The 26,331-nt window shown below is 71.2% G+C and carries 19 protein-coding genes; all 19 read left to right on the top strand.

The window, feature by feature from the left end; translation table 11 throughout:
- On the top strand, positions 1-2,799 hold a 2,799-nt coding region (locus ACIQTP_RS07555; RefSeq protein WP_403397240.1), incomplete at its 5' end, for an alpha/beta fold hydrolase.
- 380 nt (positions 2,800-3,179) lie between these two features.
- Positions 3,180-3,395, top strand: a complete 216-nt coding sequence (locus ACIQTP_RS07550) for an MbtH family protein (RefSeq protein ID WP_389593971.1) — start codon at positions 3,180-3,182, stop codon at positions 3,393-3,395.
- A gap of 39 nt (positions 3,396-3,434) precedes the next feature.
- Complete coding sequence (gene hppD / locus ACIQTP_RS07545; protein ID WP_403397238.1) at positions 3,435-4,562, top strand: 4-hydroxyphenylpyruvate dioxygenase; 1,128 nt, start codon at positions 3,435-3,437, stop codon at positions 4,560-4,562.
- Positions 4,563-4,576: 14 nt separating this feature from the next.
- Positions 4,577-5,698, top strand: a complete 1,122-nt coding sequence (locus ACIQTP_RS07540) for an alpha-hydroxy acid oxidase (RefSeq protein WP_403397310.1) — start codon at positions 4,577-4,579, stop codon at positions 5,696-5,698.
- On the top strand, positions 5,695-7,077 hold the full coding sequence (locus ACIQTP_RS07535) for a PLP-dependent aminotransferase family protein (RefSeq protein ID WP_403397236.1): 1,383 nt from the start codon (positions 5,695-5,697) through the stop codon (positions 7,075-7,077). The genes ACIQTP_RS07540 and ACIQTP_RS07535 overlap by 4 nt, the downstream gene beginning before the upstream one ends.
- Positions 7,070-8,545 carry an amino acid adenylation domain-containing protein gene (locus ACIQTP_RS07530; protein WP_403397234.1) on the top strand — a complete coding sequence of 492 codons (1,476 nt, stop codon included), beginning with the start codon at positions 7,070-7,072 and terminating at the stop codon, positions 8,543-8,545. Before ACIQTP_RS07535 ends, ACIQTP_RS07530 begins: the two co-directional genes overlap by 8 nt.
- Before the next feature lie 42 nt (positions 8,546-8,587).
- A complete protein-coding gene (locus ACIQTP_RS07525) occupies positions 8,588-9,400 on the top strand; it encodes a phytanoyl-CoA dioxygenase family protein (protein ID WP_403397232.1) in 813 nt (270 codons plus the stop codon).
- A gap of 39 nt (positions 9,401-9,439) precedes the next feature.
- Positions 9,440-12,052, top strand: coding sequence for an amino acid adenylation domain-containing protein (locus tag ACIQTP_RS07520; RefSeq protein ID WP_403397230.1), 2,613 nt, complete (start codon positions 9,440-9,442; stop codon positions 12,050-12,052).
- Entirely contained in the window at positions 12,049-13,287 is a 1,239-nt protein-coding gene (locus tag ACIQTP_RS07515; protein WP_403397227.1) for a cytochrome P450, read from the top strand. Before ACIQTP_RS07520 ends, ACIQTP_RS07515 begins: the two co-directional genes overlap by 4 nt.
- A 160-nt stretch (positions 13,288-13,447) precedes the next feature.
- Positions 13,448-14,509 (top strand): 3,5-dihydroxyphenylacetyl-CoA synthase DpgA, encoded by a 1,062-nt coding sequence (dpgA, locus tag ACIQTP_RS07510; protein ID WP_403397225.1) that lies wholly within the window; start codon positions 13,448-13,450, stop codon positions 14,507-14,509.
- An 8-nt stretch (positions 14,510-14,517) separates the two neighbouring features.
- Positions 14,518-15,222: an enoyl-CoA-hydratase DpgB gene (gene dpgB, locus ACIQTP_RS07505; RefSeq protein WP_403397222.1), complete on the top strand. Its 705-nt coding sequence runs from the start codon at positions 14,518-14,520 to the stop codon at positions 15,220-15,222.
- Between the two features lie 2 nt (positions 15,223-15,224).
- Positions 15,225-16,583 (top strand): (3,5-dihydroxyphenyl)acetyl-CoA 1,2-dioxygenase DpgC, encoded by a 1,359-nt coding sequence (gene dpgC / locus ACIQTP_RS07500; protein ID WP_403397219.1) that lies wholly within the window; start codon positions 15,225-15,227, stop codon positions 16,581-16,583.
- Positions 16,580-17,884: a PLP-dependent aminotransferase family protein gene (locus ACIQTP_RS07495; RefSeq protein WP_403397217.1), complete on the top strand. Its 1,305-nt coding sequence runs from the start codon at positions 16,580-16,582 to the stop codon at positions 17,882-17,884. The genes dpgC and ACIQTP_RS07495 overlap by 4 nt, the downstream gene beginning before the upstream one ends.
- Before the next feature lie 38 nt (positions 17,885-17,922).
- Positions 17,923-20,490: an amino acid adenylation domain-containing protein gene (locus ACIQTP_RS07490; protein WP_403397215.1), complete on the top strand. Its 2,568-nt coding sequence runs from the start codon at positions 17,923-17,925 to the stop codon at positions 20,488-20,490.
- 12 nt (positions 20,491-20,502) lie between these two features.
- Complete coding sequence (locus ACIQTP_RS07485) at positions 20,503-21,753, top strand: cytochrome P450 (RefSeq protein WP_403397212.1); 1,251 nt, start codon at positions 20,503-20,505, stop codon at positions 21,751-21,753.
- Positions 21,750-22,961 (top strand): prephenate dehydrogenase, encoded by a 1,212-nt coding sequence (locus ACIQTP_RS07480; protein WP_403397211.1) that lies wholly within the window; start codon positions 21,750-21,752, stop codon positions 22,959-22,961. Before ACIQTP_RS07485 ends, ACIQTP_RS07480 begins: the two co-directional genes overlap by 4 nt.
- Complete coding sequence (locus ACIQTP_RS07475; protein ID WP_403397208.1) at positions 22,958-23,770, top strand: siderophore-interacting protein; 813 nt, start codon at positions 22,958-22,960, stop codon at positions 23,768-23,770. Before ACIQTP_RS07480 ends, ACIQTP_RS07475 begins: the two co-directional genes overlap by 4 nt.
- A 4-nt stretch (positions 23,771-23,774) precedes the next feature.
- Complete coding sequence (locus tag ACIQTP_RS07470) at positions 23,775-25,100, top strand: cation:proton antiporter (RefSeq protein WP_403397206.1); 1,326 nt, start codon at positions 23,775-23,777, stop codon at positions 25,098-25,100.
- The gene (locus ACIQTP_RS07465) at positions 25,097-26,311 is read left to right on the top strand and encodes an MFS transporter (protein WP_403397204.1); all 1,215 of its coding nucleotides are present in this window, start codon (positions 25,097-25,099) and stop codon (positions 26,309-26,311) included. The genes ACIQTP_RS07470 and ACIQTP_RS07465 overlap by 4 nt, the downstream gene beginning before the upstream one ends.
- Positions 26,312-26,331: the final 20 nt, after the last annotated feature.

Genomic DNA, 26,331 nt, shown 5'->3' with positions numbered 1-26,331 from the left:
GCGTTCGCGCGGGAGTCGCTGGCGGAGTACATGGTGCCGGCGGTGTTCATGGAGCTGGACCGGCTTCCGCTGACCCGGAACGGCAAGGTCGACCACCGTGCCCTGCCGGAGCCGGTGTTCGGTGAGTCCGCGGGTGGCCGTGCGCCGCGCACGGTGCTGGAGGAGATCCTGTGCGGGCTCTTCTCCCAGTTGCTGGGTGCCGGCGCGGTCAGTATCGACGACGACTTCTTCGCTCTCGGCGGCCACTCCCTGCTTGCCACCAAACTTGTCAGCCGGGTCCGCTCCGTCCTGGAGCTGGAGGTTTCCCTGCGCGAGTTGTTCGAGGCCCCGACCGTGGCCGGTCTGGCCGCCCGGATCGAGAGCGCGCAGAGCCTTCCCGCGCGTCCGGCTCTGCCCGCGGGTGAGCGGCCGGAGCGCCTTCCCCTGTCGTCCACGCAGCGGGGGCTGTGGTTCCTGTCGCGTGTGGAGGGTGCGTCGGGGACGTACAACGTGCCGTTGGTGGTGCGGTTCTCGGGGCTGCTGGACGAGGTGGCGCTGGAGGGCGCGCTGGCGGACCTCGTGAATCGCCATGAGAGTCTGCGGACAGTGTTCCGCGAGCAGGGGGGCGAGCCGGTCCAGGTCGTGCTGGAGGGAGTTTCTCCGACGCTGGAGGTTCGTGAGGTTCCTGCCCCGCGTCTGGAGGAGGAGCTCGCTGAGGCGGGTGCCTGGAACTTCGACCTCGCTGCTGAGATTCCGGTGCGTGCGGTGCTGTTCCGGGTGGACGGTGACTCTGATGTTCTGCTGCTGGTGATGCATCACATCGCCACCGATGGATGGTCGACCGGCCCTCTGCTGAAGGACCTCGGCACCGCGTATCGGGCCCGGACCGCGGGTGATGTCCCGCAGTGGTCCCGGCTGCCGGTGCAGTACGCGGACTACGCGCTGTGGCAGCAGGAGTTGTTGGAGCAGGTCGGTGGGGGTCAGCTGGCGTTCTGGCGTGAGGCGTTGGCGGGTGCGCCGGAGGAGTTGGCGTTGCCGTATGACCGGCCGCGGCCGGCGGTGGCGTCGTTCGCCGGTGACTCGGTGTCGTTCTCGGCGGACGCCGGGATACAGCTCGGGCTCGAGGAGTTGGCCCGGCGTTCGGGCAGCACCCCGTTCATGGTCGCTCAGGCGGTGACGGTGGCGCTGCTGAGCAGGATCGGCGGTGGTACGGACATCGTGCTGGGCACGCCGGTGGCGGGTCGTTCGGACGAGGCGCTGGACGAGCTGGTCGGGTTCTTCGTGAACACGGTGGTGCTGCGGACGGACGTGTCCGGTGATCCCACGTTCGAGGAACTGCTCGGCCGGGTGCGGACCACCGATCTGTCGGCCTTCTCGCACCAGGACGTGCCGTTCGAGCAGGTCGTCGAGGCCGTCAACCCGCGGCGCAATCTCGCGCGTAATCCCGTGTTCCAGGTGATGTACAGCTTCCTGGAGGAAGGCGCGGACGACGGCGCGGTGGAGTTTGCCCCGTTGGCCGGCGTGCTGGACGGGGTGGAGCTGAAGCAGTCCAAGTTCGATGCTCACGTCACGTTCACCGCTCGGCGCGGCGACCGTGGTGAAGCGCTGGGGATGGACATCCAGGTCGAGTACGCGACCGCGTTGTTCGACCGGTCGACGGTGGAGTCGATCGGGGAGGCGCTGACCGGTCTCCTCAAGCGGGTGGCGGCCGATCCGCAGGCGCGGATCAGCGCGCTGGAACTGCCCGCCGCCGACGCGCTCGCTGCGCGGCCCGACCCGGTTCTCGCAGTGGCCGAGTCCCCGTCCGCCCTGGTCAGGGACGCCGGAAGCCGGTATCACGAGGTGCTGCTCGGGCTGTTCCGGGAGTTGCTGCACGACGAGGAGATCGGCCCGGACGAGGACTTCTTCGACCTGGGCGGACACTCCCTGCTGGCCGCGCGGCTGATCGCCCGGGTCCGCGAGGAGACCGGAGCGGAGATCAGCATCCGCGAGCTCTTCGAAGCCCCCACCGTCGCAGGCCTGGCGCAGGCGATCGCCACGGGCAGCGGCAACTCCGACGGGATGACGGGCGCGCTCGCGCCGATGCTCCCTCTGCGGTTCGGAGGTCCCGGCACACCACTGTTCTGCGTGCACCCGGTCGCGGGCATCGGCTGGGTCTACTCCGGCCTGCTGCGCCACCTGGACCCTGAGCGGCCGGTCTACGCCCTGCAGGCCCGCGGGCTCACCGACCCGGACGGCAAGCCGGCCTCGCTGTCCGACCTGGTGGCGGACTACCTCCGGCAGGTCCGCACGGTCAGCCCCGAAGGCCCGTACCACCTGCTGGGCTGGTCCTTCGGCGGTGTGGTCGCCCAGGCCATGGCGACCGAGCTGGAACGCGTCGGCGCCGAGGTGGCTTCGCTCACCCTGCTGGACAGCTATCCGCCGGACCCCGCCCACACGTGGACCGAGCGGTTCGACTACGACGACCCGCGTGCGGCTGCGGAGCTGGCCAGGTCACTGGGGGTGGAGCCGGGCGCACCGGAGGGCCCGCTCGCGGACCTGACGCCGGCGCAGCAGGAGGCGGTGCTGCACGTGTTCGTGGACAACTACGCCTTGATGGGTGAGGCGGATCCGGCCCCCTTCGACGGGGACGTGCTCTTCTTCGCCGCCACCGAGGACAAGTCGGCCGACGCGACCCGTCCCGAGGCCTGGCAGCCCTGGGTGTCGGGCGAGTTGGTGGTCCACCCGGTCGCCAGTACGCACGGGGCGATGACCGGCAGCGCCGCACTGGGGGCCATCGGTCCGGTCCTCGAAAAATGGCTGCGGTCCCGCAGCGAATAGCAGAAAATTACCGGAAATACACGTTCGGTATTCCAGTCGTGCAGGTGGTACGGCTGGAATACCGGGCTGCCCGTAAATGCCGGTCAGACATTTTTTTCGGTGCCGATCGAGAAGTGTTGACAGTGTTATTTTCGGGGAAATAGCATCGGTTTCACCGATTTCTTCGAATTTCTCGCTCTGTATTTACTGCTCGCCGTGAATCAGACGCGAATACCCGTGTGCAGAGTTGAGCGGGAGCGGCGGCTCGCCGACTGCTTCGCCGACGTACGGGGCGTGGCACAGGTCGGCATCGAGGCATGCCGCTGAACCAACCACCGTCCACGCGAGGACGGATCGAGGAGCGCTCGGCCGCAGAGCCGACGCCGACCAATGGAGTGAGCATGAGCAACCCGTTCGAGGACCCGGAAGCCCAGTACCTGGTGCTGGTCAACCACGAGGGACAGCACTCGCTGTGGCCGCTGTTCGCGGCTGTCCCCACCGGGTGGAGCACCGCACACGGTCCCGCGTCCCGGCAGGAGTGCCTGGACTACGTGACCACCAACTGGACGGACCTGCGTCCGCGCAGTCTCGCAGCCCAGATGGACAAGTCCGCCTGACCCGAAGGCAGTCGCCGCGAGCAGCGAGGGGTACCCGGGATGACTGAGGCACGGGAAGATTTCTTCGACGACATGACCACCGACGACGACAGCAGCTTCGACGCGATGAGCGTCGACCACGTCGAGCTCTACGTCAGCAGCCTGGCGGCAAGCACCGACTGGCTGGTGGACCAGTACGGGTTCACGGTGACGGCCGACAACGCGGGTGAGGCAGCCAGGACCGGCGCCCGCTCGACGGTGCTCGACCAGGGCCGGATACGCATCGTGCTCACCGAGGGGCTGGACGAGACCCACCCGGCCTCGGTGTACGTCGCCCGGCACGGCGACGGGGTCGGCAACATCGCACTGGGTGTGTCCGACGTGGCCGCCGCCTTCGCCGCCGCGGTGCGGCGCGGCGCCCGCCCGGTGGCGGAGCCGCAAGGCCGCGACGGCGCGGTGTCCGCCACGATCGTCGGCTTCGGCGATGTGCACCACACGTTCGTGCGGCGCCGCGACGAGAACGCCGAGGAGCCGGGCGGTCTTTCGGGGCTGAGCCCGGTGGCCGGGCGCACGCCCGCGGTCGACGCGCGGCTGACCGCGGTGGACCACTTCGCGGGCTGCCTGGAGGCCGGGACGCTGGACGCGACCGTCGACCACTACGTGCGGGTCCTCGGCTTCTCGATGATCTTCGCGGAGGACATCGTGGTCGGCACGCAGGCGATGATCTCCAAGGTGGTGCAGAGCGCCTCCGGGGCGGTCACGCTCACCCTGATCGAGCCCGACACCACCCGCGAGCCGGGACAGATCGACTCCTTCCTGAAGAACCACGGCGGGGCCGGCGTGCAGCACGTCGCCTTCAACACCGACGACGTCATCCGTTCGGTGGGGCTGATGAAGGAGGCGGGGGTCGGCTTCCTGGACACCCCCGACACCTACTACCAGCTCCTCGCCCGGCGGGTCGCGGTGCGGCGGCACTCCGTCGACGAGCTGCGCGAGCACGACGTGCTGATGGACGAGGACCACGACGGTCAGCTCTTCCAGATCTTCACCCGCTCGGTGCACCCCCGCCGGACCCTCTTCATGGAGGTCATCGAGCGCTCCGGCGCCCGCACCTTCGGCTCCAACAACATCAAGGCGCTCTACGAGGCCGTCGAGTTGCAGCGCGCCGCCTCCGGGACGCTCACGTGACGGTGAGCGACACCATGGCCCCCGTGACCGCGCCGCCGGTCGGGCTGGACGACGTGGAGCGGCTCGCGGCCACCTGCGTGCCGCCCGACGTCTGGGACTTCGTCCAGGGTGGCAGCGGCAGTGAGCTGACCCTGCGCGCCAACCGGGCCGCGCTGGACGACGTCGCACTGGTGCCCCGGGTACTGCGGGGCGGCGGAGCCGTCACCGCGACCAGCCTGGTGTCCACTCCGGCGGCCATGCCGGTCGCGATCGCTCCCATGGCGTACCACGAACTGGTGCACCCGGAGGGCGAGACGGCCACGGCGCGGGCTGCCCGCGCCGCCGACGTACCGTTCACGGTCGGCATGCTCAGCAGCCGCACGCTGGAGGAGATCGCCGAGACGGGGGCCAACACCTGGTTCCAGCTGTACTGGTTGACCGACCGCGGGCGGATGCTCGACCTGGTGCGGCGCGCCGAGACGGCCGGCTGCCGGGCTCTGATGGTCACCGTCGACGTGCCGATCATGGGCCGGCGGCTGCGCGACCTCCGCAACGCCTTCGCGCTGCCTTCGCGGGTCCGCGCGGTCAACATGGACCCCGCCCCGACGCGGGCCCACGCGCGCACGCTCGGCGCCTCGGCGGTGGCCGAGCACACCCGGGCCGCCTTCGATCCATCGGCGAGTTGGCAGGACCTGGAGTGGCTGCGGGCGCAGAGCCGGCTCCCGCTCGTCGTCAAGGGCGTGCTGGACGGCGCGGACGCGGCCCGGGCCGCGTCCTGCGGCGCGGACGCGGTGGTCGTGTCGAATCACGGCGGGCGCCAGTTCGACGGCGCACCGGCGAGTGTCACGGTGCTCCCGGACGTGCGGGACGCGGTCGGTGACCGTGCCGAGGTGCTGCTGGACAGCGGAATCCGCAGCGGTACCGACATCCTGCGGGCCCTGGCCCTCGGCGCGTCCGGCGTCCTGGTGGGCCGGCCCGTGCTGTGGGGCCTCGCCCTGGACGGCGCGACCGGTGTGGAGCAGGTGCTGTCGCTGCTGCGGACCGAACTGGCCGACGGCCTGACCCTGCTCGGCTGCCCGGAGGTCGGTGCCGCCGCCCAGGTGCGCGCCCTGCCACGTCCCCGGCCCATACCGCCGTCTGGAGTGAGGTACCCGTGACCACCGAAGCCATCACCGGTGCCGCCGCCCTGCCGGGTACGGACCCGGACACGGCAGGCCGGCCCGCCGCGGACCTGTACACCGGCGACCTGCACACCGCGCTGGAGGACCCGGCGCTGTCCTCGATGAACCTCCTCAACGAGATCGCCCAGCAGTATCCCGAGGCGATCCCGTTCGCCGCCGGACGGCCCAGCGAGTCGTTCTTCGACGTCGAGGACGTACACGACCACCTGCGGGCGTACACCCGCTACCTGGCGACGGAGCGCGGGCTGAGCCCGGCCGAGGTCCGGCGCACGCTCTTCCAGTACGGGCGCACCAAGGGCATCGTGCACGAACTGGTGGCGCGCAACCTGGCCGTGGACGAGGGGATCGAGTGCGACCCCGAGGCGATCGTCGTCACGGTGGGGTGCCAGGAGGCCATGTATCTGGTGCTGCGCGCCCTGCGCGCCGGCCCCCGGGACGTGCTGCTGGCCGTGGCGCCGACCTACGTCGGTCTCACCGGAGCGGCCCGCCTGGTCGACCTGCCGGTGCTTCCGGTGGCCGGCGGTGCCGAAGGCGTGGACCTGGACGACCTGCGCGCTGTGCTGGACCGGGCCCGCCGGGACGGTCTGCGGCCACGCGCCTGCTACGTGATGCCCGACTTCGCCAACCCGTCCGGGCTGAGCCTGAGCCGGGAGACGCGGCTGCGGTTGCTGCGGCTGGCGCGGGAGGAGGACCTGCTGCTGCTGGAGGACAACCCGTACGGGATCTTCCACGGGCCCGGTCAGCAGCGGGTGCCCACGCTGAAGGCGCTGGACGAGCACCGCAGGGTGATCTACCTGGGCTCCTTCGCGAAGACGGCGTTGCCGGGGGCCCGGGTGGGCTACCTGGTGGCCGATCAGCGGGTCGCGGACAGCCGGGGCCGGGTCGGGCTCCTCGCCGACCAGCTCTCGAAGATCAAGAGCATGCTCACGGTGAACACCTCGCCGATCGCCCAGGCCGTCGTGGGCGGCAAGCTCGTCCGGCACGACGCGAGCCTCGTCGCCGCGAACGTCCGCGAACGCGAGTCCTACAGCCGCAACCTCGGGCAGATCCTCGACGGACTCGACCGGCGGCTGCCCGGCGCAGCGGAGCTGGGCGTGACCTGGAACGTCCCGACGGGCGGGTTCTTCGTGGTGCTCACCCTCCCCTTCACCGCCGACGACGCGCTGCTGGAGCTCTCCGCCCGCAGCTACGGGGTGCTGTGGACGCCGATGAGCCACTTCTACGACGGCGTCGGCGGCGAGCACCAACTGCGCCTCTCCGTAAGTGCGGTGACGGCGCAACAGATCGATCTCGGGCTGGACCGACTGGCTGCCCTCATCACGGACCGGATCGCCACGGGAGTGGACCATGCTTGATCTGAATGAGCGTCTGGCGAAGGCCGTGGCCGAGTTTCCGGATCGGCCGGCGGTGTGGAGCGGCTCCGAGCGTCTGACGTATGCGGAGTTGGACGCGGCGGTGGAGCGGGCCGCCGGTGTGCTGGTGGATGTGGGTGTGGAGCCGGGCGCCCGGGTGGCGTTGCGCTTGGATCCCTCTCCGGAGCTGCTGGTGGTGCTGCTGGCGGTGTTGCGGACGGGTGCGGCCTACGTGCCGTTGGATCCCTCGGGTCCCGTGCGGCGTGCGGAGCTGATTCTGGAGGACGCGCGGCCGATGGCGATCGTCGAGGCCGGTGGTGAGGGCGTGCCGGTGGGGGCGTCGGCGCGGGTGCGGCTGCTGCACGCGGGCTCGCGGAGCGAGCTGCCGGCGGATCCGGTGGATCGTACGGCCTACATCATCTACACGTCGGGGACGACGGGGGTGCCCAAGGGCGTTCCGGTCTCGCACCGGAACGTGGGGGCGCTGTTCGACGCGACCGAGGGCTTGTACGACTTCGATGAAGAGGATCGCTGGCTGCTGTTCCACGCGGTCACGTTCGACGTCTCCGTGTGGGAGATGTGGGGTGCGCTGCTGCACGGCGCCGCGCTGTGCGTGCCCGACCGCTGGTCCGTGATCGACCCGCCCACCGCGGCCAGGCTGATCGTCGACGAGGGCATCACCGTCCTCAACCAGACCCCCACCGCCTTCAGCGCTGTCTCCCCCGAACTGCTGCGTCTGGAGGGATGGCGCCGCCTCCGCTACGTGGTCTTCGCGGGCGAGCGGCTGATTCCGGCGACGCTGCGGAAGTGGGCGGAGCGGGTGGGGCTGGAGCGGGTGGCTCTGATCAACATGTACGGCATCACCGAGGTCACCGTGCATGCCACGTTCCACCGGGTGACGGAGCGGGATCTGGCCGGGACGGAGTCGGTGGTGGGCGCTCCGCTGCCGGGCTTCGAGGCGCTGGTGGTGGACGAGGCCGGGCGTCCGGCCGAGCGGGGCGAGCTGCTGCTGGCCGGTCCGCAGGTGGTGGAGGGCTATCTGCGCCGGCCCGAGCTGAACGAGGCCAGGTTCGTCGAGGTGGACGGCCGGGTGCACTACCGCAGTGGTGACGTGGTGGCCGCCGGCGGGGACGGGCTCCTGCGGTACGTCGGCCGGACCGACGACCAGGTCAAGGTGCGGGGGTTCCGTATCGAGCTGGGCGAGGTGGAGCAGGCCCTCGTCGCGGTGCCCGGCGTCGCCGCCGCCTGCGCGCTGACCCTCACGGCCGCCGACGGCCTGGTGCTCGCGGCCGCCTACAGCCCCACCGAGGGCACGGAGACGACGACCCGTGCGGTACGCGCCGCACTGCGCGGGACGCTGCCCGCCTACATGGTGCCGACCCGGCTGGAACAGGTCGCGGCGCTGCCCCGCACACCCAACGGAAAAGTCGACCGCGCAGCCCTGAGCACCGCCTGGGACACCCCGGCCTGACCGGTGTCCCGAGCCAACCGACCGACATCTCTGGAGAGTTCCATGACAGCGATCACCGATTCCGCAGCCGACGTCAAGGCGGTCTACGAGCAGGACGGCTGGTACCAGTCGCCGCACCGGCTCGACGACGCGTCGCTCGCCAAGCTGCGCGCCAGTGTGGAGACCATCAGCCGCCAGCAGCGGCCCGAGGTCGTCTACGAGAAGGACGGGTCCACCGTCCGGGCGCTCCACGGCTGCCACGAGTTCGACGAGGTCTGCGGTCGCCTCGTCCGGCTGCCCGCGCTGCTGGGCCTGGCCGAGGAACTGATCGGCGAACCCGTCTACGTCTACCAGTTCAAGGTCAACATGAAGCAGCCGCGGGAGGGCGCCGCCTGGCCGTGGCACCAGGACTACGCGTTCTGGAGCCACGAGGACGGCATGCCCGACGACAAGGCCGTCAACATAGCGGTCTTCCTCGACGACACCCACGAGCTCAACGGCCCGCTGAAGGTCGTGCTGGGCAGCCACCAGCTCGGCCTGATCGGCGAAGAGGAGCAGGAGAACGACCGCGAGCGCAGCCACGACTGGCGCAACCACGTCTCCGCCGACCTGGAGTACACCGTTCCCGACGAGGTCGCCGAGGAGCTGACCGAGAAGTTCGGCACCGCCCTCGCCCTGGGGCCGTCGGGCTCGGTCTGCGCCTTCCACCCGACCATCGTCCACTCCTCCTCGAACAACCGCTCCGACGACCGGCGCGCCATGTTGCTGGTGACCTACAACGCCGTCAGCAACGCCCCCGGGAACCCCGTCCGGCCCGAGTTCCTCGTCTCGCGGAACGCTGTCCCGCTCACGCCGGTCACTGACAACACGCTGTGACGGGCATCCCTTCTTCCCACTTCCTCTAGGAGATCGCTGATGGTTGCCCGCAAGGCGCCGGAACCGGTACCCGCCGCCTGGAACGACACCCGGGTCGCCGACTGGGTCCGAGGCGCGGTGCACTACCAATTCGCCGCCCAGGCGCAGCTCACCCCACACGCGGTCGCGGTCCGTTCGGTAGGCGGAGAGACACTGACGTACCGGCAGCTCGACGAGCACGCCAACCGCCTGGCCCACCACCTGATCGAGGACGGCGTGGGGCCGGAGGATCTGGTGGCGGTCCTCCAGGAGAAGACGCCTGACCTGATCGTCTCCATCCTGGCCGTGCTGAAGGCCGGGGCGGCCTACCTGCCGCTGCACCACGGGTACCCGGGCCAGCGTACGGAGGCGATCCTGGCGCGGGCCGGAGCGCGCGTTCTGCTGGCCGACCGGGCCATGGCCGCGCAGGGCCTGCCGCGGGCCGTGCCCTCCATCGTCGTGGACGACTGCCCGCGCATTCTCCGGCATGCGACAACCGAGCCCGAAATCCCCGTTCACCCGGCCCAGCTGGCCTACGTGATGTTCACCTCCGGCTCCACCGGCGAGCCCAAGGGTGTGGCGATCGCGCACGGGGAGATCACCGAGTTCGCATACGACCGGATGTTCGATCCGGCCCGGCACACCAGCGTGCTGATGGCCGCCCCCTACGCCTTCGACGGCTCGACCTACGAGCTGTGGGTGCCGCTGCTGCACGGCGGGCAGGTGGTACTGCCGCCGCCGGGCAAGGTGGATGTGCAGGTCTACGCCCGCGTGATCGCCGAGGAGGGCATCACCGGAGTGCTGCTGACCGCCGGTCTCTTCCGGGTGATCGCGGAGGAGGCCCCGGAGTGCTTCGCCCGCGTGCAGGAGGTGATGACGGGCGGTGACGTCATCTCGCCGACGGCCGTCGAGCGCATTCAGCGGGCCTGTCCGGACACCGTGGTGCGCGCCACGTACGGCCCGACCGAGACCACCCTGTTCGCGACCCAGGCCACCCTGCCGCGCGACGTCTCCTTCGACGCCGGCGGAGTACCGATGGGGCGCGGTCTGGACAACACCCGGCTGCATGTCCTCGACGACAAGCTGAACCCGGTCGGCATCGGGGAGGAGGGCTCGCTCTACATCGCCGGCGCGGGTCTTGCCCGCGGCTACCTCGGCCGGTCGGAGCTGACCGCCGAGCGGTTCCTCGCCAACCCCTTCGACGGGCCCGGCGAGCGCATGTACGCCACCGGCGACCGGGTGCGCTGGAACGAAGACGGACTGCTGGAGTTCATCGGGCGCAGCGACGACCAGGTCAAGATTCGCGGTTACCGCATCGAGCCGCGCGAGGTCGAGCATGTGCTCGCCGAGGCCGGCGGCCTCGCACAGGTCTCCGTGGTGGCCCGGCCCGGCGCGCAACCCGGCGACGAGAAGAGCCTGGCGGCCTATGTGGTCGCCGAGGGCGAACTGGACATGCAGGCGCTCAAGGAGCAGGCGGCCGCCCGGCTGCCCGAGTACATGGTCCCGGCCGCCTACGTCCTGTTGGAGGCGCTGCCGCTGACCGACAACGGCAAGGTGGACTACCGGGCGCTGCCGCCGCCCGAGGCACACTCCGACCCGCTCGGCCGAGGCCCGCGCACCCCACGTGAAGAGGTGCTGTGCCAGTTGTTCGCCGAGGTGCTGTCGATGGAGTCGGTGAGCATCGACGACTCGTTCTTCGAGAAGGGCGGGCATTCACTGCTCGCCACCCGGCTGGCCAGCCGGGTGCGGACCGTGCTCGGACTCGACCTGCCGATCCGGTACCTGCTCGAGGCCCCGACGGTGGCCGGCATCGTGGAACTCCTGGACGCCGACGGGGAGAGCGAGAGCGGACTAGGACCGGTACTGACCCTGCGCGGGGCCGGCCGCAAGGCGCCCGTCTTCTGCTTCCACCCGGGCGGCGGCCTGGCCTGGTGCTACTCGGCACTGCTGACGCACATCCCGCGCGGCCACCCCGTCTTCGGTGTCCAGGCGCAGGGCCTCGACGGCGCCGAGGAACTGCCGCGCACGCTGGAGGAGATGGCCCAGACCTACGCGAAGCGCGTGCGGGAACTGCACCCTTCGGGTCCCTACGCGCTGGTCGGCTGGTCCTTCGGCGGGCTCGTGGCGCAGGCCGTCGCGGTGCAGCTCCAGCAGGACGGGCACGACGTGGCTCTGCTCGCGCTGCTCGACGCGGGCCGAGAGGACACCACGGTGAACCGCTCACCCGGCCAACGCGAGCTGCTCGCCCAGGTCTTCGAGGGGATCGACGCCTTCGCCGGGGAACCGGGGGAGGGGGAGCTGCCGCTGTCTCGCGTACGGGAGATCCTCGCGGAAGAGGGAAGTGTGCTGGCCGGCCTGGACGAGGACACGATCACTCACCTGATCACGATCACCGCGAACAATCTCAAGCTCGGCGACGAGTCCGTGCAGCAGCGCTTCCACGGTGATCTGCTCTTCTTCGAACCGGAAGGCGACGCCACCGAGAGCAGGCGCCCCCGCGACTTCTGGACGGCCTGGATCACGGGCGAGATCGACGGCAGGACAGTGCCGTTCACCCACCGGGAGCTGCTGACCCCCCAGGCCCTCGAGGTGATCGGCCCCGTAGTGGCCCAGTCCCTGAAGGAGTTGACGTGACGCGCACCGAGCCGGGGGCCGCCGCCATAGCCGCCGACATCGACCTCGCCGAGGTCGACCTGTCGGACCCGCGGACCTTCTGGAGCCATGACATGGACGCCGTGTGGCGGCGCCTGCGCGACGAGCACCCGGTCCACCGCCACCCGGACACCCCGCAGGGCCGCGGATTCTGGGTTCTGTCGCGCTACGACGACGTCATGGCGATGTACAAGGACAGCCAGACCTTCCTGTCCGGCCCGGGCAACATGCTGGAGTCGCTGCAGAAGCCGCAGGGCGATCCCGCGGCCGGCGAGGTCCTCTTCATGGCGGATGCCCCGGACCACCAGCCGCTGCGCGCCATCCTGATGAAGTCGTTCACGCCGGCGATCCGCCAGTTCGTGGTGGAGCGCCTCGCGACCCGTGTGGAGAAGCTGATAACCGACCGGATCGGCACCGGTTCCTTCGACTTCGCTTCCGAAGTCGCCGAGGAGATCCCGATCTGGGTCATCTGTGACCTCCTCGGATTTCCCGAGGAGGACCGTCCCCGGCTGCTGGAACTCAGCCGGTCCGCGCTGAGCGCGGACTCGACGGACCAGACACCCGAGGAACGCTGGGTGATCCGCAACGAACTGCTGGTCTACTGCTCGCAGATGCTGGAGGAGAAGCGGGACGACCCACGCGACGACCTGCTCAGCCGGATGGCGTTCGCCGAGGTCAACGGCGAGCCGCTCACCGACCAGCAGATCATCCTCAACTGCTACGGCTTCCTGCTGGCAGGTGACCACACCAGCCGGCTGGCGATGATCGGGGCGATGGAGCAGTTCGGCCGCAGGCCCGACCACTTGGCCCGGGTAAAGGACGGGGCGGTGGACCCCGGTGCCGTGGTGGAGGAGGTGATCCGCTGGACGACCCCGGTGCAGCACGTGGGCCGAACCGCCGCCGCGGACGTGGAACTGCACGGCCGGCACATCCGGCGCGGGGACATCGTCACGGCCTGGAACATCTCGGCCAATCGCGACGAGAGGGTTTTCGCGGATCCTGACACCTTCATTCCGGACCGGTCTCCGAACAAACATGTCGGACTGGGCAACGGACCGCATTTCTGTCTCGGTGCATTCCTGGGGCGGGCGGAAATCGGGGCCGTGCTGTCCACGCTGTGCAAAAACGTGACGGAGATTGAAATCACCGGTGCTCCGAAACCGATGTATTCGACCTTCCTGCGCGGTTATAGTGGTCTGGAGTTGGCGTTGCGCTGAGCGGTTGTGAACCGCCGCCCGAGAATTCCGCCCCGTCGGGGCCAGTCGACTTCCTTCCGGCGAGTCCGACAACATCGGTCCGCCTTTTCCCATCGCCTGCTCCGCTGGGTGGGTTCCGCTGGGTGGGTGCTGATCCACCGAACCAGTTGCTGGAGAGAAAATGACCGCAGTGCTGCCGAGGGTCGTCTCCGTCGGCACGGACGTGCCACCGGATTCGTACACCCAACAGGAGGTTCTGGACGTCTTCCACGTCGAGGACCCGCGTATCAGGTCGGTGTTCCTCAGCGGCAGTATCGAGCGCCGCCATCTGCTGCTGCCCCCGCTGGAGCCGGACGGCTCCCGTCGGCTGGAAACCCAGGGCGAACTCCTTGGCAAGCACCGAGCCAACGGCATCGAGATGGGCGGCCGGGCGGTCGAGACCTGCCTCAAGCGGCTCGGCGCCACGGTGGCGGACGTCCGCTACCTGTGCGCGGTGACCTCGACCGGCCTGCTCACCCCGGGACTGACCGCCCGACTGCTGAAGGAGCTGGGTCTGCCGACCTCCACCTCTCGGCTGGACGTGGTCGGCATGGGATGCAACGCCGGCCTCAACGCACTGGCCGCGGTGTCCGGTTGGGCACACGCGCATCCCGGCGAGCTGGCCGTCATGGTGTGCGTGGAGACCTGCTCGGCGGCCTATGTGTTCGACGGCACCATGCGTACCTCCGTGGTCAACAGCCTCTTCGGAGACGGCGCCGCCGCCATCGGGGTGATCGCCGAGGAGGGCGAGGGCGGCGCACAGGGCCCGGCCCTGCTGAAGTTCGCCAGCACGATGATGCCCGAGGCCATCGAGGCGATGCGCTACGACTGGGACGACGAGCACGGCAAGTTCAGCTTCTACCTGGACCGGGACGTGCCCTACGTGGTCGGAGCCAACGCCGAGGAAGTGGTGGACCGGCTGCTCGCCGGCACCGGCCTCAGGCGCTCGGACATCAGCCACTGGCTGGTCCACTCCGGCGGCAAGAAGGTCATCGACTCCGTGCGGGTCAACCTCGGGCTGACCGCCCACGACGTGCGTCACACCACCGGTGTGCTGCGGGACTACGGGAACCTGTCGAGCGGTTCGTTCCTGTTCTCCTACCAGCGACTCCTCGAAGAGGAACTGGCGCAGCCAGGCGAGTACGGGGTCCTGATGACCATGGGCCCCGGTTCCACCATCGAGACGGCTCTAGTGCAGTGGTAGGGAAGACAATGAGCGCGCAGACGCTGGAGAACCTGGAGAACACGGCCCCGGACCCCACCCCGGGCACCGTGGTGGTCGAACTGGACGCGAGCGCCTCGCTCGCGGAGCTGACCGAACTGGTCACCGGGGCCTGCGACCGTGCCGAGGACGGGTCGGAGCACGGCGCGCTCATCCTGCGGCTGACCGCCGGCACCGACGACGGCTGGCCCGCCGACCTGGCGGTCCATCAGGTCAACCGATGGGAGCGGGCGGTACGCCGGATCGAGCGGCTCGGCGCGCTGACCATGACGGTCGCCGACGGCACCCTCACCGGTCCGCTGGTGGACGTCTTCCTCGCCGCCGACCACCGCATCGCCGGCACCCGCCTGCGGCTGGTCCTGCGCGACCGTGACGGGCTGCCCTGGCCGGGCATGACCCTGTACCGCCTCGCCCACCAGCTCGGCGTCGCCCGTGCCCGGCGGGTGCTGCTGGCCGCCTCGGTCGACGCGACCGAGGCCCACACCGCGGGCCTGGCCGACGAGATCACCAGCGACCCGGACCGGCCGTGGGCCGCCCTGGCCGAACTCGCCCCGGCGCGCGGGCCCGAGTTCGCGGTGCGCCGACGCCTGCTGCTGGAGGCGACGACCACCACCTTCGAGGAGGCGATAGGCCCGCACCTGGCCGCCTGCGACCGGGTGATACGTCGCCGCGGCCAGGCCTTCCGGGAGGACTGACGATGCCGGTGACCACGGTGAACGCGCCAGGCCCGGCGCTGCGCGGCCTGCTGGAGGACGACGCCCTGGCCCTGGCCGAGCATGTCGGCCGGGCCGAGGAGGAACTGGCCGGGCTGCCCCGACCCGGGCTGCGCGACGAAGACCTGCGACAGTTCGCCGCGTCCCTCGTCGACTCCTGCCGCCGGGCGCGTACGGCCTTCCTGCACCGGCACGCCCCGGCGGTCTACGACGCGCTCACCGATCGGCGCCGCAAGCCCCTGCGGCTGGCGGGGCTGGCCCGGGCCGCGGCCGAGCGGTTCCCCGGACTGGTGCCCACCGACGACCAGATGACCGAGGAAGCCACCCGGGCGCAGGCGGACAAGGAAGGGCGCGAGATCGACCAGGGGATCTTCTTCCGCGCCCTGCTCACCGATCCCTCGGTCGGCGAGCACCTCCTCGATAGCATGCTGGCGCCCACCCCTCGAGCCCTCGACCTGCTGAGCGACTTCCGCGCCGCGGGGCGCGTCGACCTCGGCTCGGTGCTGGTCGAACGGCGCGAGGACGTGGCGCACCTGACGGTCAACAACCAGCACTGCCTGAACGCCGAGGACAACCGGCTGATCGACGACCTGGAGACCGCCGTCGACCTCGTGCTGCTCGACGATCAGATCAGCGTCGGCGTGGTGCGCGGTGGAGTGATGACCCACCCGCGCTACGCGGGCCGCCGGGTCTTCTGCGCCGGCATCAACCTCAAGGACCTGCACGCCGGCCGGATCTCCTTCGTGGACTTCCTGCTGCGCCGCGAACTCGGCTGTCTCAACAAGCTGATGCACGGTGTGCTGGTCGACGCGGCGCCCGACGCCTATCCCCAGCGCACCCTGCACAAGCCCTGGCTGGCCGCGGTCGACTCGTTCGCCATCGGCGGCGGAATGCAGCTGCTCCTCGTCTTCGACCACGTGATCGCCGCGGACGACGCCTTCCTCAGGCTGCCCGCGGCGCAGGAGGGCATCGTTCCCGGGCTCGGCAACTTCCGGCTGTCGCGTATGACCGGCGCCCGGCTGGCGCGCCGCGTGATCCTCGGCGGGCGGCGGATCCGGGCCACCGACCCGGAGGCCGCGCTGGTCTGCGACGAGGTGGTCGCGCCCGAGGCGATGGACGCCGCCGTCGAGAAGGCCGCGCGGGAACTGGCCGCCCCGGCGGTGGTCGCCAACCGGATGATGCTCAACCTGGCCGACGAGTCCCGGGACGGACTGCGCCGCTACCTGGCCGAGTTCGCTCTGGTGCAGGCCCGCCGGCTGTACGCGGCGGACGTCATGGCCAAGGTCGGCCGGTTCTCCGCACCCGCTGCCCGGCAGTCGGCGGACGGGGAGCACGCCCCGTGACACTCCTCGGCCAGGATCAACTGCACACCTCGCTGACCGACCCCGTCCTCTGCTCGATCGGCTTCCTCAACGAAGTGATGACGCGCTTCCCCGAGGCGATCTCCTTCGCGCCGGGCGCCCCGCACCTGGCCCATCTGAGGGACACCGACCTCTCCCGCTACATCGAGCTGTTCGGTGAACACCTGCGTGCCACCCGGGGCTTCGACGCGCACCGGGTACGCAGGCTGCTCTACGAGTACGGTCCGGCCCGCGGGCTGATCAACGACCTGGTGGCCGAGGCGGTACGCGCCGACCACGGTATCGACGTGCCCGACCGCGCGGTGGTGATCACGGTCGGGGCGCAGGAGGCCATGCTGCTCACCCTGCGCGCGCTCTTCCGTGACCGCTCCGACGTACTCGCGGTGGTCGAGCCGTGCTTCGTCGGCATCCTCGGTGCCGCACGGCTGCTGGACATCGAGGTCGTCGCCGTCCCCGAACGCGCCGACGGGCCCGACCTGGACGCCCTGGAGGAGACCCGGGCCCGGCTCGCCGCGCAGGGCCGGCGGATCCGGGCGATGTACGTCGCTCCCGACCACGCCAACCCGTCGGGCACCGTGATGGACCTGGCCGCGCGTCGCGCGCTGCTCGCGGCGGCGGACCGGTCCGAGCTGATGCTCATCGAGGACAACGCGTACTGCTTCACGGCGGCGCCGGGTACCGAACTGCCCTCGCTGAAGGCGATGCCGGGCGGCGAACGGGTCGTCCAGATCGGCACGTTCGCCAAGCTCTGCCTCCCGGGGGCGAGGGTCGGCTATGCCATCGCCGACCAGCAGGTGACCGGCGCCGACGGTGCCCTCCGGTTGCTCTCCGACGACCTGGCGGCGCTGAAGAGCATGGTCACTGTCAACACGTCGCCTCTGTGCCAGGCGGTGATCGCAGGCATGCTGCTGGAGCAGGGCGGCTCGCTCGCCGCCCTCGGCCGTCGCCGGGGCACGCTGTACCGGCGCAATCTCGGTCTGCTGCTTCAGGCGCTGGACCGGCATGTGCCGCCCTTGCCCGACGTGCGGTGGAACCGTCCGCAGGGCGGGTTCTTCGTGCGGATGCAGTTGCCGGTCCCGGTCGACGAGGCGTTGCTGGAGCGCTCGGCGGCCAGGTTCGGGGTGCTGTGGACGCCGATGGCGCAGTTCTACCTCAGCGACGCCGGGGAGCGGGAGCTGCGCCTGTCGTGCAGCTACCTCGACCCCGAACAGATCGATCAGGGGGTGCGCCGACTCGCCGCCTTCCTGCGTGAGGTCGCCGCCCCGGTGGGCGCCGGGACCTGACCCATACCCAAAGACAACCAGCAGGAGTGAAGTTAGCGATGGCTCAGGTGCCCAACCCACAGGCGACGGTCCACCAGCGCTTCGCCGAACAGGCGCGCCGGACCCCGGACGCGATCGCCCTCACTTGCGGCAGGCAACGCCTGACCTATGCCGAAGTGGAGCGCCGGGCGAGCAGCCTGGCCCAACGGCTCCTCGCCCTCCGGGTCCGCCCGGAGGAGCCGGTGGCCCTGCTGATGGAGCGCTCCGCCGAACTGGTGGTGTCGATCCTGGGCGTGCTCAAGGCGGGCGCCTGCTATCTGCCCCTGCACGGCGCCGACCCCACCGCGCGCCACCGCACGGTGCTCGACGAGGCCGGCGCCCGCATCCTGCTGGCCGACCGGGCCGTGCCCGAGCTCGACGCCCGCGGCCTCGCCGTCCTGGACGCGGCCGAGGCGACCGCCGTACCCGAGGACGCCGCGCGGGCCGTGGAGCCGCAGGTCCCGTGCACCGACGGCCGGCTCGCGTACGTCATCTTCACCTCCGGCTCGACCGGCAGCCCCAAGGGCGTCGCGGTCACCCACCGGGACGTGCTGGATCTGGTCGACGACGGCCTGTGGACGGGCGGACGCCACGAGCGGGTGCTGATGCTCGCGCCGCACGCCTTCGACGTCTCCACCTACGAACTCTGGGTCCCGCTGCTGCGCGGCGGGCACCTCGTGCTGGCACCGCCGGAGGTGGACGTCGACACCCTGCGCTCACTGATCACCACGCACCGGATCACCGGACTGCACCTGACCGCCGGTCTGTTCCGGGTGGTCGCCGAGGCGGCACCGGAGTGCTTCGCGACCGTGCGGGAGGTGATGACCGGCGGCGACGTGGTCTCCCCGGCGGCGGTGGCCCGAGTGCTCGACACCTGCCCGGACACGGTGGTGCGCGCCATGTACGGGCCCACCGAGACCACCCTCTTCGCCACGCACCACCCCATGTCCGAACCGCCACATGGCGACGTGCCGCTGGGCCGCCCCCTGGACGGCGTGAGCGTCCACGTCCTCGACGAGAAGCTGGCCCCGGTGGAGAACGGGGAGGCGGGCGAGATCTATCTCGCGGGGCCGGGTGTCGCGCGTGGCTACCTCGGCCAGGCCGCGCTGACGTCCCAGCGGTTCGCGGCGGACCCGTTCGGCGCTCCCGGCAGTCGCATGTACAGGACCGGTGACCTGGGCCGCCGCAACGCCCACGGTGAACTGGAGTTCCTCGGCCGGGTCGGCAATCAGGTCAAGGTGAGGGGCTTCCGGGTCGAACTCGGCGAGATCGAGACCGTGCTGGCCCGGGTGTCCGGAGCCGCCCAGGTGGTGGTGATCAGCCACGGTGAGGACGCCAACGACCGGAACCTGGTGGCCTATCTGGTCGCCGGGCCGCGCGGCGGCGTTCCCGACGACGCCGAACTCGTCCGGCGCCTGGGCGAGATGCTGCCCGACTACATGGTGCCTTCCTCCTTCGTGCGCCTGCCCGCCCTGCCACTGACGCCCAACGGCAAGGTGGACTACCGGGCGCTGCCCGAACCGGAGAAGACCGGTGGCGCGGGCGGTCCCGCACCGCGCGACGCGCGTGAGGAGCAGCTGGCGGGCCTCTTCGCCGCGGCCCTGGGCGTGCAGCGGGTGGGCATCCACGACGACTTCTTCGACCTTGGCGGCAGTTCCCTGGCCGCGACCCGTCTGATCAGCCGGATCCGTTCCGAACTCGGCGTCCGGCTGTCCATGCGTGACTTGCTGGACCGGCGCACGGTGGCCGGACTGTCCGCCGCCGTGGGCACCGACGAGAAATCCGACGCCGGCACCGAGGGCCTGCGCCCCCTGCTGAAGCTGCGCGCCCAGGGCAGCGGCGCCCCGCTCTTCTGCATCCACCCCGGCGGGGGCATGGCGTGGTGCTACGTGGGCCTGCTGCGCCACCTGCCCAAGGACATACCGGTCTACGGGCTTCAGGCACGCGGCCTGACGGGCCGTGAGCCGGTCGCGGCCGACATGGCCGAGCTGGTCGAGGACTATCTGGCGCAGATCCGCCGGATCCAGCCCGAAGGCCCCTACCGGCTGCTGGGCTGGTCCTTCGGCGGCAACGTCGCGCACATGATGGCGGCCCGGCTGCGCCGGGCGGGCGAGCGGGTGTCGCTGCTGGCCGTGCTGGACTCGAGCCACGGGGGCGCGCGCAGCGCACCTCGATCGCCGAGCCAGCGCGACACGCTCAAGCTGGCCTTCGACGGGCTGCCGGCCTTCGACGCCGAGCCCGGCACAGGGCCGATCCCCGCGGAACGGGTGCGGCAGATCCTGCGGGAGGCCGACAGCCCGTTGGCCGGGATCGGCGCCCGCACGGTCGAGGCGATCACCGCCACGACCACCAACAACATCAGGATCAGTGACGCGGGCCGGCCCGAGCACTTCGACGGAGACCTGCTCTTCTTCGAGGCCACGGACGCGGCCGGGCGCTCGAGCGGACTGGCCGACGTGTGGCGCCCGTACACCGGCGGGACGATCACCCGGATTCAGGTCGAGGCCGAGCATCTGCGCCTGATGACCCCCGCCGCCCTGGAGCGGATCGGGCCGATCGCCGCCCGCCACCTCGCGCCGACCGTCTGAGGAGTCAGCAGCATGTCCACACCTGCAACCATCGTCGATACCGGGCTCGACGACGAGACCGGCCGCGACCTGACCGATCCGGCCACCTTCGTCGGTCCGGACCTCGACGAGTTCTGGCAGCGGCTGCGGGCCGAGCAGCCGGTCGCCCGGCACCGGGCCACCGACTCCGCCCCCGCCTTCTGGGTGCTCAGCCGCTACGACGACGTCATGGCCGTGATGAAGGACGCGGAGCGGTTCGTCTCCCGGCACGGCAACATGCTCACCTCGCTGCTCAGCGGCGGCGACCCGGCGGGTGGCCGGCTGCTCGCGGTGATGGACGCTCCCCGGCACACGGCGCTGCGCACCACCCTGCTGAAGTCCTTCTCGCCCCGGGTGCTGCGGGGTGTGGTGGAGAAGGTGCGGGCACGCGCCGACGAGCGGATGGCGGCCGCGGTGGCCAAGGGCGACTGCGACTTCGCCGTCGAGGTGTCCGACCACGTGCCGATGGGCACGATCTGCGACCTGCTGGGCGTGCCCGACGGCGACCAGGCCGAACTGCTGCTGCTCAGCAAGCAGGCCCTCAGCTCCGACGAGGCCGGGCAGTCCGCCGAGGACGCCTGGCTGGCCCGCAACGAGATCCTGCTCTACTTCGCCGAACTCGCCGCACACCGCCGCTCGTCCCCGCGGGACGACCTGATCACCACGCTCGCCACCGTCGAGGTCGACGGCGCACCTCTCACCGAGGAGGAACTGGTTCTCAACTGCTACGGCCTGGTGCTGGCCGGCGACGAGACCAGTCGGCTGGCCGCCACCGGGACGGTGTGGAACCTCCTCCGGCACCCCGACCAGTGGGCCGCGCTGAAGGAGGGCCGGGTGGAACTCGCCACCGCGGTCGAGGAGATCCTGCGCTGGACCAGCCCCGCCCTGCATGTGGGCCGTACGGCGGTGACCGATGTACGGATCGGCGGCCGGACCGTGAAGGCCGGGGAGACCGTCACCGCCTGGAACGTCTCCGCCAACCGCGACGAATCCGTCTTCACCGACCCCTACCGCTTCGACCTGGCCCGCACCCCCAACCGGCACCTCACCTTCGGCTTCGGCCCGCATTTCTGCCTGGGCTCCTACCTGGGCCGGGCGGAGTTGACAGCGGTCCTGGAGGCGCTGCTGCGCCGTGTCGACTCGATCGAGTCGCTCGGTGCGCCCAAGCCGGTCTACTCGACGTTCCTCCAGGGCTACAGCAGCCTGCCGGTGCGTCTGCACACGGCCGAGGGCGGTGAACGGTGACCGCGACGACCGCTCTCGACAACCATCCGGCGGGCGGCGTCGCGGGCCGCGGGCTGTTGCGTACGGCCCTGGTGATCGGCACCGGCCTGATCGGCACCTCGGTGGCACTGGCCCTGCTGGACGCCGGAGTCCGGGTCTACCTCAGTGACTCCGACCCCGGAGCGGCCCGGACGGCGTCCGCGCTGGGCGCCGGCAGCCTGGACCGGCCCGGCACCCCGGTGGACCTCGCCGTGATCGCGGTGCCCCCGGCCCAGGTCGGCGCGGTGCTGGCCCGGGCCCAGGCGGACGGCGTGGCCCGCGCCTACACCGACGTGGCCAGCGTGAAGAGTCTCCCGCTCGGCGACGCGCTCCGGCTGGACTGCGACACCGCCCGGTACGTGGGCGGACACCCCATGGCCGGCCGGGAGCGCTCGGGGCCGTGCGCCGCGCGCGCCGACCTGTTCCGAGGCTGCTCCTGGGTGCTGACCCCGGATGCCCGCACGACGGAAGAGACGTCCGCGCTGGCACACGAGCTGGTCGCGCTGTGCGGTGCCGTCCCGGTGACCATGACGGCGAGGGCCCACGACGAGGCCGTGGCCCTGGTCTCGCACGCCCCGCACCTGCTGTCGTCCCTGATGGCGGCCCAACTGCCCGCCGCCGAAGGGTCCGTGACGGGCCTGGCGGGCCAGGGCCTGCGCGACATGGTGCGGATCGCCGGCGGCGACGCACTGCTGTGGTCGGACATCCTCTCGGCCAACGCACCGGCCGTGGCCGAGGTGCTGGAAGGCCTCCTGGTCGACCTGAGCGTCACCCTGCGAGCCCTGCGCGCACTCGGCTCCGAGGACCGCCGCGGTGACTCCCTGGCCCAGCTGAACGAGCTGCTGGAGCGGGGCAGGACGGGACACCGGCAGGTGCCAGCGAAGCCGCACACCGCTCCCGTGGTCACCGTCGGGCTCGACGTTGTGGTGGGCGACGAACCCGGCACCCTGGGCCGGCTGCTGGCCGAGGTCGGAGCGGCCGGAGTGAACGTCGAGGACCTGCAGATCGAGCACGACGCGCAGGGCACGGCCGGCACGGTCACGCTCACCGTCGACGAGCGCTCGGCACAGGAACTGGCCCTGGCCCTCGGCCGTCACGGCTGGTGCTGCGCCCTGCCCGGTCTGGAACTGCCCGACCCCGAAGCGTTCGGGTATCTCGCCCGCGCGGAACGAAAGCGAACCTCACCATGACAGATCGACCCAGGAACTCCAGGCAGGGCGGCCTGCACCGCGGACGCGTGCTGCGTACCGAGTGGATCAGCCCGCACATGATCCGCGTGGTCCTCGGCGGCGAAGGCCTGGCGGACTTCTCGGTACGAGGATGCACCGACCACTACATCAAGCTGCACTTCCCGCGTCCCGGGGTCCTCTACCCGCAGCCGTTCGACCCGGCGGCGGCACGCGCCACGCTGCCACGTCAACAGTGGCCGGTGACCCGCACCTACACGGTTCGGGAGTGGGACGCGGCCGCTCGTGAACTGAGCGTGGACTTCGTCCATCACGGCGCCGAGGGCGTGGCCGGCCCATGGGCGGCCGGCGCCCGCCCGGGGGACCCGCTCCACTTCAGCGGTCCCGGCGGCGGCTACGCCCCCGAGTCCGACGCGGACTGGCACCTGCTGGCCGGTGACGAGAGCGCGCTGCCGGCGATCGCCGCGGCCCTGGAGGCGATGCCCGCCGGGGCCCGTGGCACCGCCTTCGTGGAAGTGGCCGACGCGGCCGAGGAAGTGGACATCAAGACCCGGGCGGCGGCGGACATCGTCTGGCTGCACCGGGGCGACGCACCGGTGGGCGAGCGACTCGTCGCGGCGGTGACGGCCGCCGAGTTCGGGCCGGGCACCGTACAGGCCTTCGTCCACGGCGAGGCGAGCTTCGTCAAGTCACTGCGCGGCCACCTGCTGGGCGAACGCGGCCTGGACCGCGCCCGGACGTCGATCTCCGGGTACTGGCGCCGAGGGGCCGACGAAGACGGCTGGCAGGCAACCAAACACGAATGGAACTGATCCGATGACCGTTGTCGAAACGGCCCGCCTGCTCATGGCACTGGCCCTCGTATGCATAGCGGCGCACAGCTGTGGCCACCTCTTCGTCCGGCTGAAGCAGCCGCCCGTGATCGGTGAGATCGTGGGCGGAATCCTGCTCGGCCCCTCCCTGCTGGGCCTGTTCGCACCCGGTGCGGAGAAGTGGCTGTTCCCCCGGTCCGGGCCGGTGTCGTCCGCGTTGGACGCGATCTACCAGTTGGGCCAGCTGCTCCTGATGTTCCTGGCCGGCGCCGAACTGCGCATGCGGGTCGGTGGCCGGGAGCGGCGCACCAGCGTGCTCGTCGGGGCGGCCGGTCTGCTGGTGCCCTTCGCGATCGGCGCGGTGATCGCCGGGCTGCGTCCCGCGCGTTTCACGGGCCAGGCCGGCACCACCGTGACCACCGTGCTGGTGGTGGGCCTGGCGATGGCGGTGGCGGCCATCCCGGTGATCTCCCGCATCATGATGGACCTGGGCATCCTGGACGCGCCCTTCGGCCGGATCGTGCTAGCGGTGGCGGTGATCGAGGACGTCATCCTCTACATCGTCCTCGCCATCGCCCTGGGCCTCGCCCACTCCGGGGACTCCGCGGGCCTGTGGCCGGCGGTGGGCAGCTCAGCCGTGGTGCCGTCAGTGGCGTACTACACCGTCGTCAGCGCCCTGTTCTTCGCCCTCGCCCTGTTCGCGGGCCCGCGCGCGTTCCGGTGGCTGGCCGAGCACCGCTGGAACCCCGTCGCCCGCCAGAGCCCGGTCGCATTCCGGTTGGTCTTCCTGTGCTTCATGGTGCTGTGCTGCATGGGGCTCGGCGTCAACGCGGTGTTCGGGGCGTTGGCGGCGGGCATGTGCGTGGTGCGTGGTGACCTGAGGACGGGTGAGGCGGCGGCCGACGCGCGCGGTGCGCAGGTGTGGGGCGCCATCCGGCAGTTCTCGATGGCCTTCTTCGTGCCCGTCTTCTTCGCTCTGGTCGGGGTCCGGCTCGACCTGGCGCACAGCTTCGACCCCTGGTTCTTCCTGTGGTTCCTGGTGGTCGCCTGCGGCGCCAAGGCCCTCAGCATCTGGGGCGCGGCGCTGCTGGCCGGCGAGAGCCGGGTGGTCGCGGGTTCGCTGGCGGTTGCGCTGAACGCGCGCGGCACGGTGGGCGTGGTGCTGGCCGGGGTGACCTACCGGGCGCAGCTCATCAACGAGACGTTCTTCGTGGTGCTGGTCCTCGTCTCACTGGTGACCTCCCAGCTCGCCGGTGCCGCGCTGGCCCGCACCGCGCCGGGGCTGCGGCCCTCGCGCGAGACCGGTCCGGCGCAGGTGGAGGTCGGGTGACCGGACCCGGCACACCGCGCCGGCTCGTGGCGGCCCATCTGCTGGGCAGCGTCGGATTTGGACTGTACGCGTCGGGCAGTGCCGTCTACTTCACCCGCCAGGTCGGCCTGCCGGTCACCCAGGTCGGCGCCGGTCTGACCCTGGCCGGCCTGGTCTGGCTGCCGCTGTCGCTGTCCATCGGACGGCTCTGCGACCGGATCGGTGCCCGCCGGGCCACCGTCGGACTGGGCTGCGCCCAGGTGCTGTTGCTGGTGGCGGCCACCGAGGTGCACAGTCTGTGGACGTTCCTGGTGCTGGCGCCCCTGCTGGGCATCTGCGTGCAGGGCGGCTGGATCTGCCGGGAGGCGCTCGTCGCCGACCTGGTCGACTCGGCCGCCCGGGTCAACGCCTCCGCCCGGCTGCGCAGCGTCTTCAACATCGGTGTCATCGCGGGCGCCCTGGGGTGCGGCCTGGCGCTGTCCCTGGACAGTGCTCCGGGCTACCTGGGGCTGATCCTGGCCAGCGCGCTGGCCGAGGCGGCGGCCACCGCCTGCTGCCTGGGCCTGCCGGACCGGTCGCGCGGACCGGCCCTACGGGAGGACCCGGTCGGGCTCCGGCAGGCCCTGCGTGACCTGCCCTACCTCGCGCTCTCCCTGCTGTACGGCGTGCTCGCGGTCGGCGACATCGTGCTGCGGATCGGCATCCCCCTGTGGGTCGTGGCGCATGCCGGCCTGCCCAAGGGACTGGGAGCCTGGCTGTACGGCCTCAACGCCGTCCTGGTGGTGGGCCTCCAGGTGCGGTTGAGCCGGGGCGCGGAGAGCTTCACAGGCGCCCGGCGCCTGCTGGTCCTCTCCGGTGCGGCGGCCGCCGGCTCCTGCGCGGCCGTGGCCGTGAGCGGCACGGGCGGCGCGCTGCCCGGCACAGCCGCCCTGGTAGCGGCTGTGCTGCTGCTGTCACTGGCCGAACTGTGGAGCTCCGCGGCCGGTTGGAAACTGCGCTTCGACCTCGCGCCGGCCCGAGCGCAGGGCACCTGGGGTGGACTGTTCGCGCTGGGCAGCTCCGTCAACCTGGTGCTCGGCCCGGCCGCGGTCACCCTACTCGTCTCCCACTACGGCGCCGCCGGTTGGCTGCTGCTCGGTCTGGGGTTCCTCGGCGTGACGACGTTCTGCGCGCCCGCCCTGGCCTGGGCCCTGCGCACCCGCCCCGGCCAACCGGCTGCCGTCTCCCGCTGATCTGGTGAATCGGAGTCCCC

Source organism: Streptomyces sp. NPDC090798 (assembly GCF_044768965.1).
Classification (GTDB): domain Bacteria; phylum Actinomycetota; class Actinomycetes; order Streptomycetales; family Streptomycetaceae; genus Streptomyces.
This window is presented reverse-complemented; position numbering and strand designations above follow the sequence as displayed.

What these genes read in the sequence shown, in the direction of transcription:
- ACIQTP_RS07550 (WP_389593971.1), top strand. Translation starts at nt 3,180, where the DNA reads ATGAGCAACCCGTTCGAGGACCCGGAAGCCCAGTACCTGGTGCTGGTC.
- hppD (WP_403397238.1), top strand. Translation starts at nt 3,435, where the DNA reads ATGACTGAGGCACGGGAAGATTTCTTCGACGACATGACCACCGACGAC.
- ACIQTP_RS07540 (WP_403397310.1), top strand. Translation starts at nt 4,577, where the DNA reads ATGGCCCCCGTGACCGCGCCGCCGGTCGGGCTGGACGACGTGGAGCGG.
- ACIQTP_RS07530 (WP_403397234.1), top strand. Translation starts at nt 7,070, where the DNA reads ATGCTTGATCTGAATGAGCGTCTGGCGAAGGCCGTGGCCGAGTTTCCG.
- ACIQTP_RS07525 (WP_403397232.1), top strand. Translation starts at nt 8,588, where the DNA reads ATGACAGCGATCACCGATTCCGCAGCCGACGTCAAGGCGGTCTACGAG.
- ACIQTP_RS07520 (WP_403397230.1), top strand. Translation starts at nt 9,440, where the DNA reads ATGGTTGCCCGCAAGGCGCCGGAACCGGTACCCGCCGCCTGGAACGAC.
- dpgA (WP_403397225.1), top strand. Translation starts at nt 13,448, where the DNA reads ATGACCGCAGTGCTGCCGAGGGTCGTCTCCGTCGGCACGGACGTGCCA.
- dpgB (WP_403397222.1), top strand. Translation starts at nt 14,518, where the DNA reads ATGAGCGCGCAGACGCTGGAGAACCTGGAGAACACGGCCCCGGACCCC.
- dpgC (WP_403397219.1), top strand. Translation starts at nt 15,225, where the DNA reads ATGCCGGTGACCACGGTGAACGCGCCAGGCCCGGCGCTGCGCGGCCTG.
- ACIQTP_RS07490 (WP_403397215.1), top strand. Translation starts at nt 17,923, where the DNA reads ATGGCTCAGGTGCCCAACCCACAGGCGACGGTCCACCAGCGCTTCGCC.
- ACIQTP_RS07485 (WP_403397212.1), top strand. Translation starts at nt 20,503, where the DNA reads ATGTCCACACCTGCAACCATCGTCGATACCGGGCTCGACGACGAGACC.
- ACIQTP_RS07475 (WP_403397208.1), top strand. Translation starts at nt 22,958, where the DNA reads ATGACAGATCGACCCAGGAACTCCAGGCAGGGCGGCCTGCACCGCGGA.
- ACIQTP_RS07470 (WP_403397206.1), top strand. Translation starts at nt 23,775, where the DNA reads ATGACCGTTGTCGAAACGGCCCGCCTGCTCATGGCACTGGCCCTCGTA.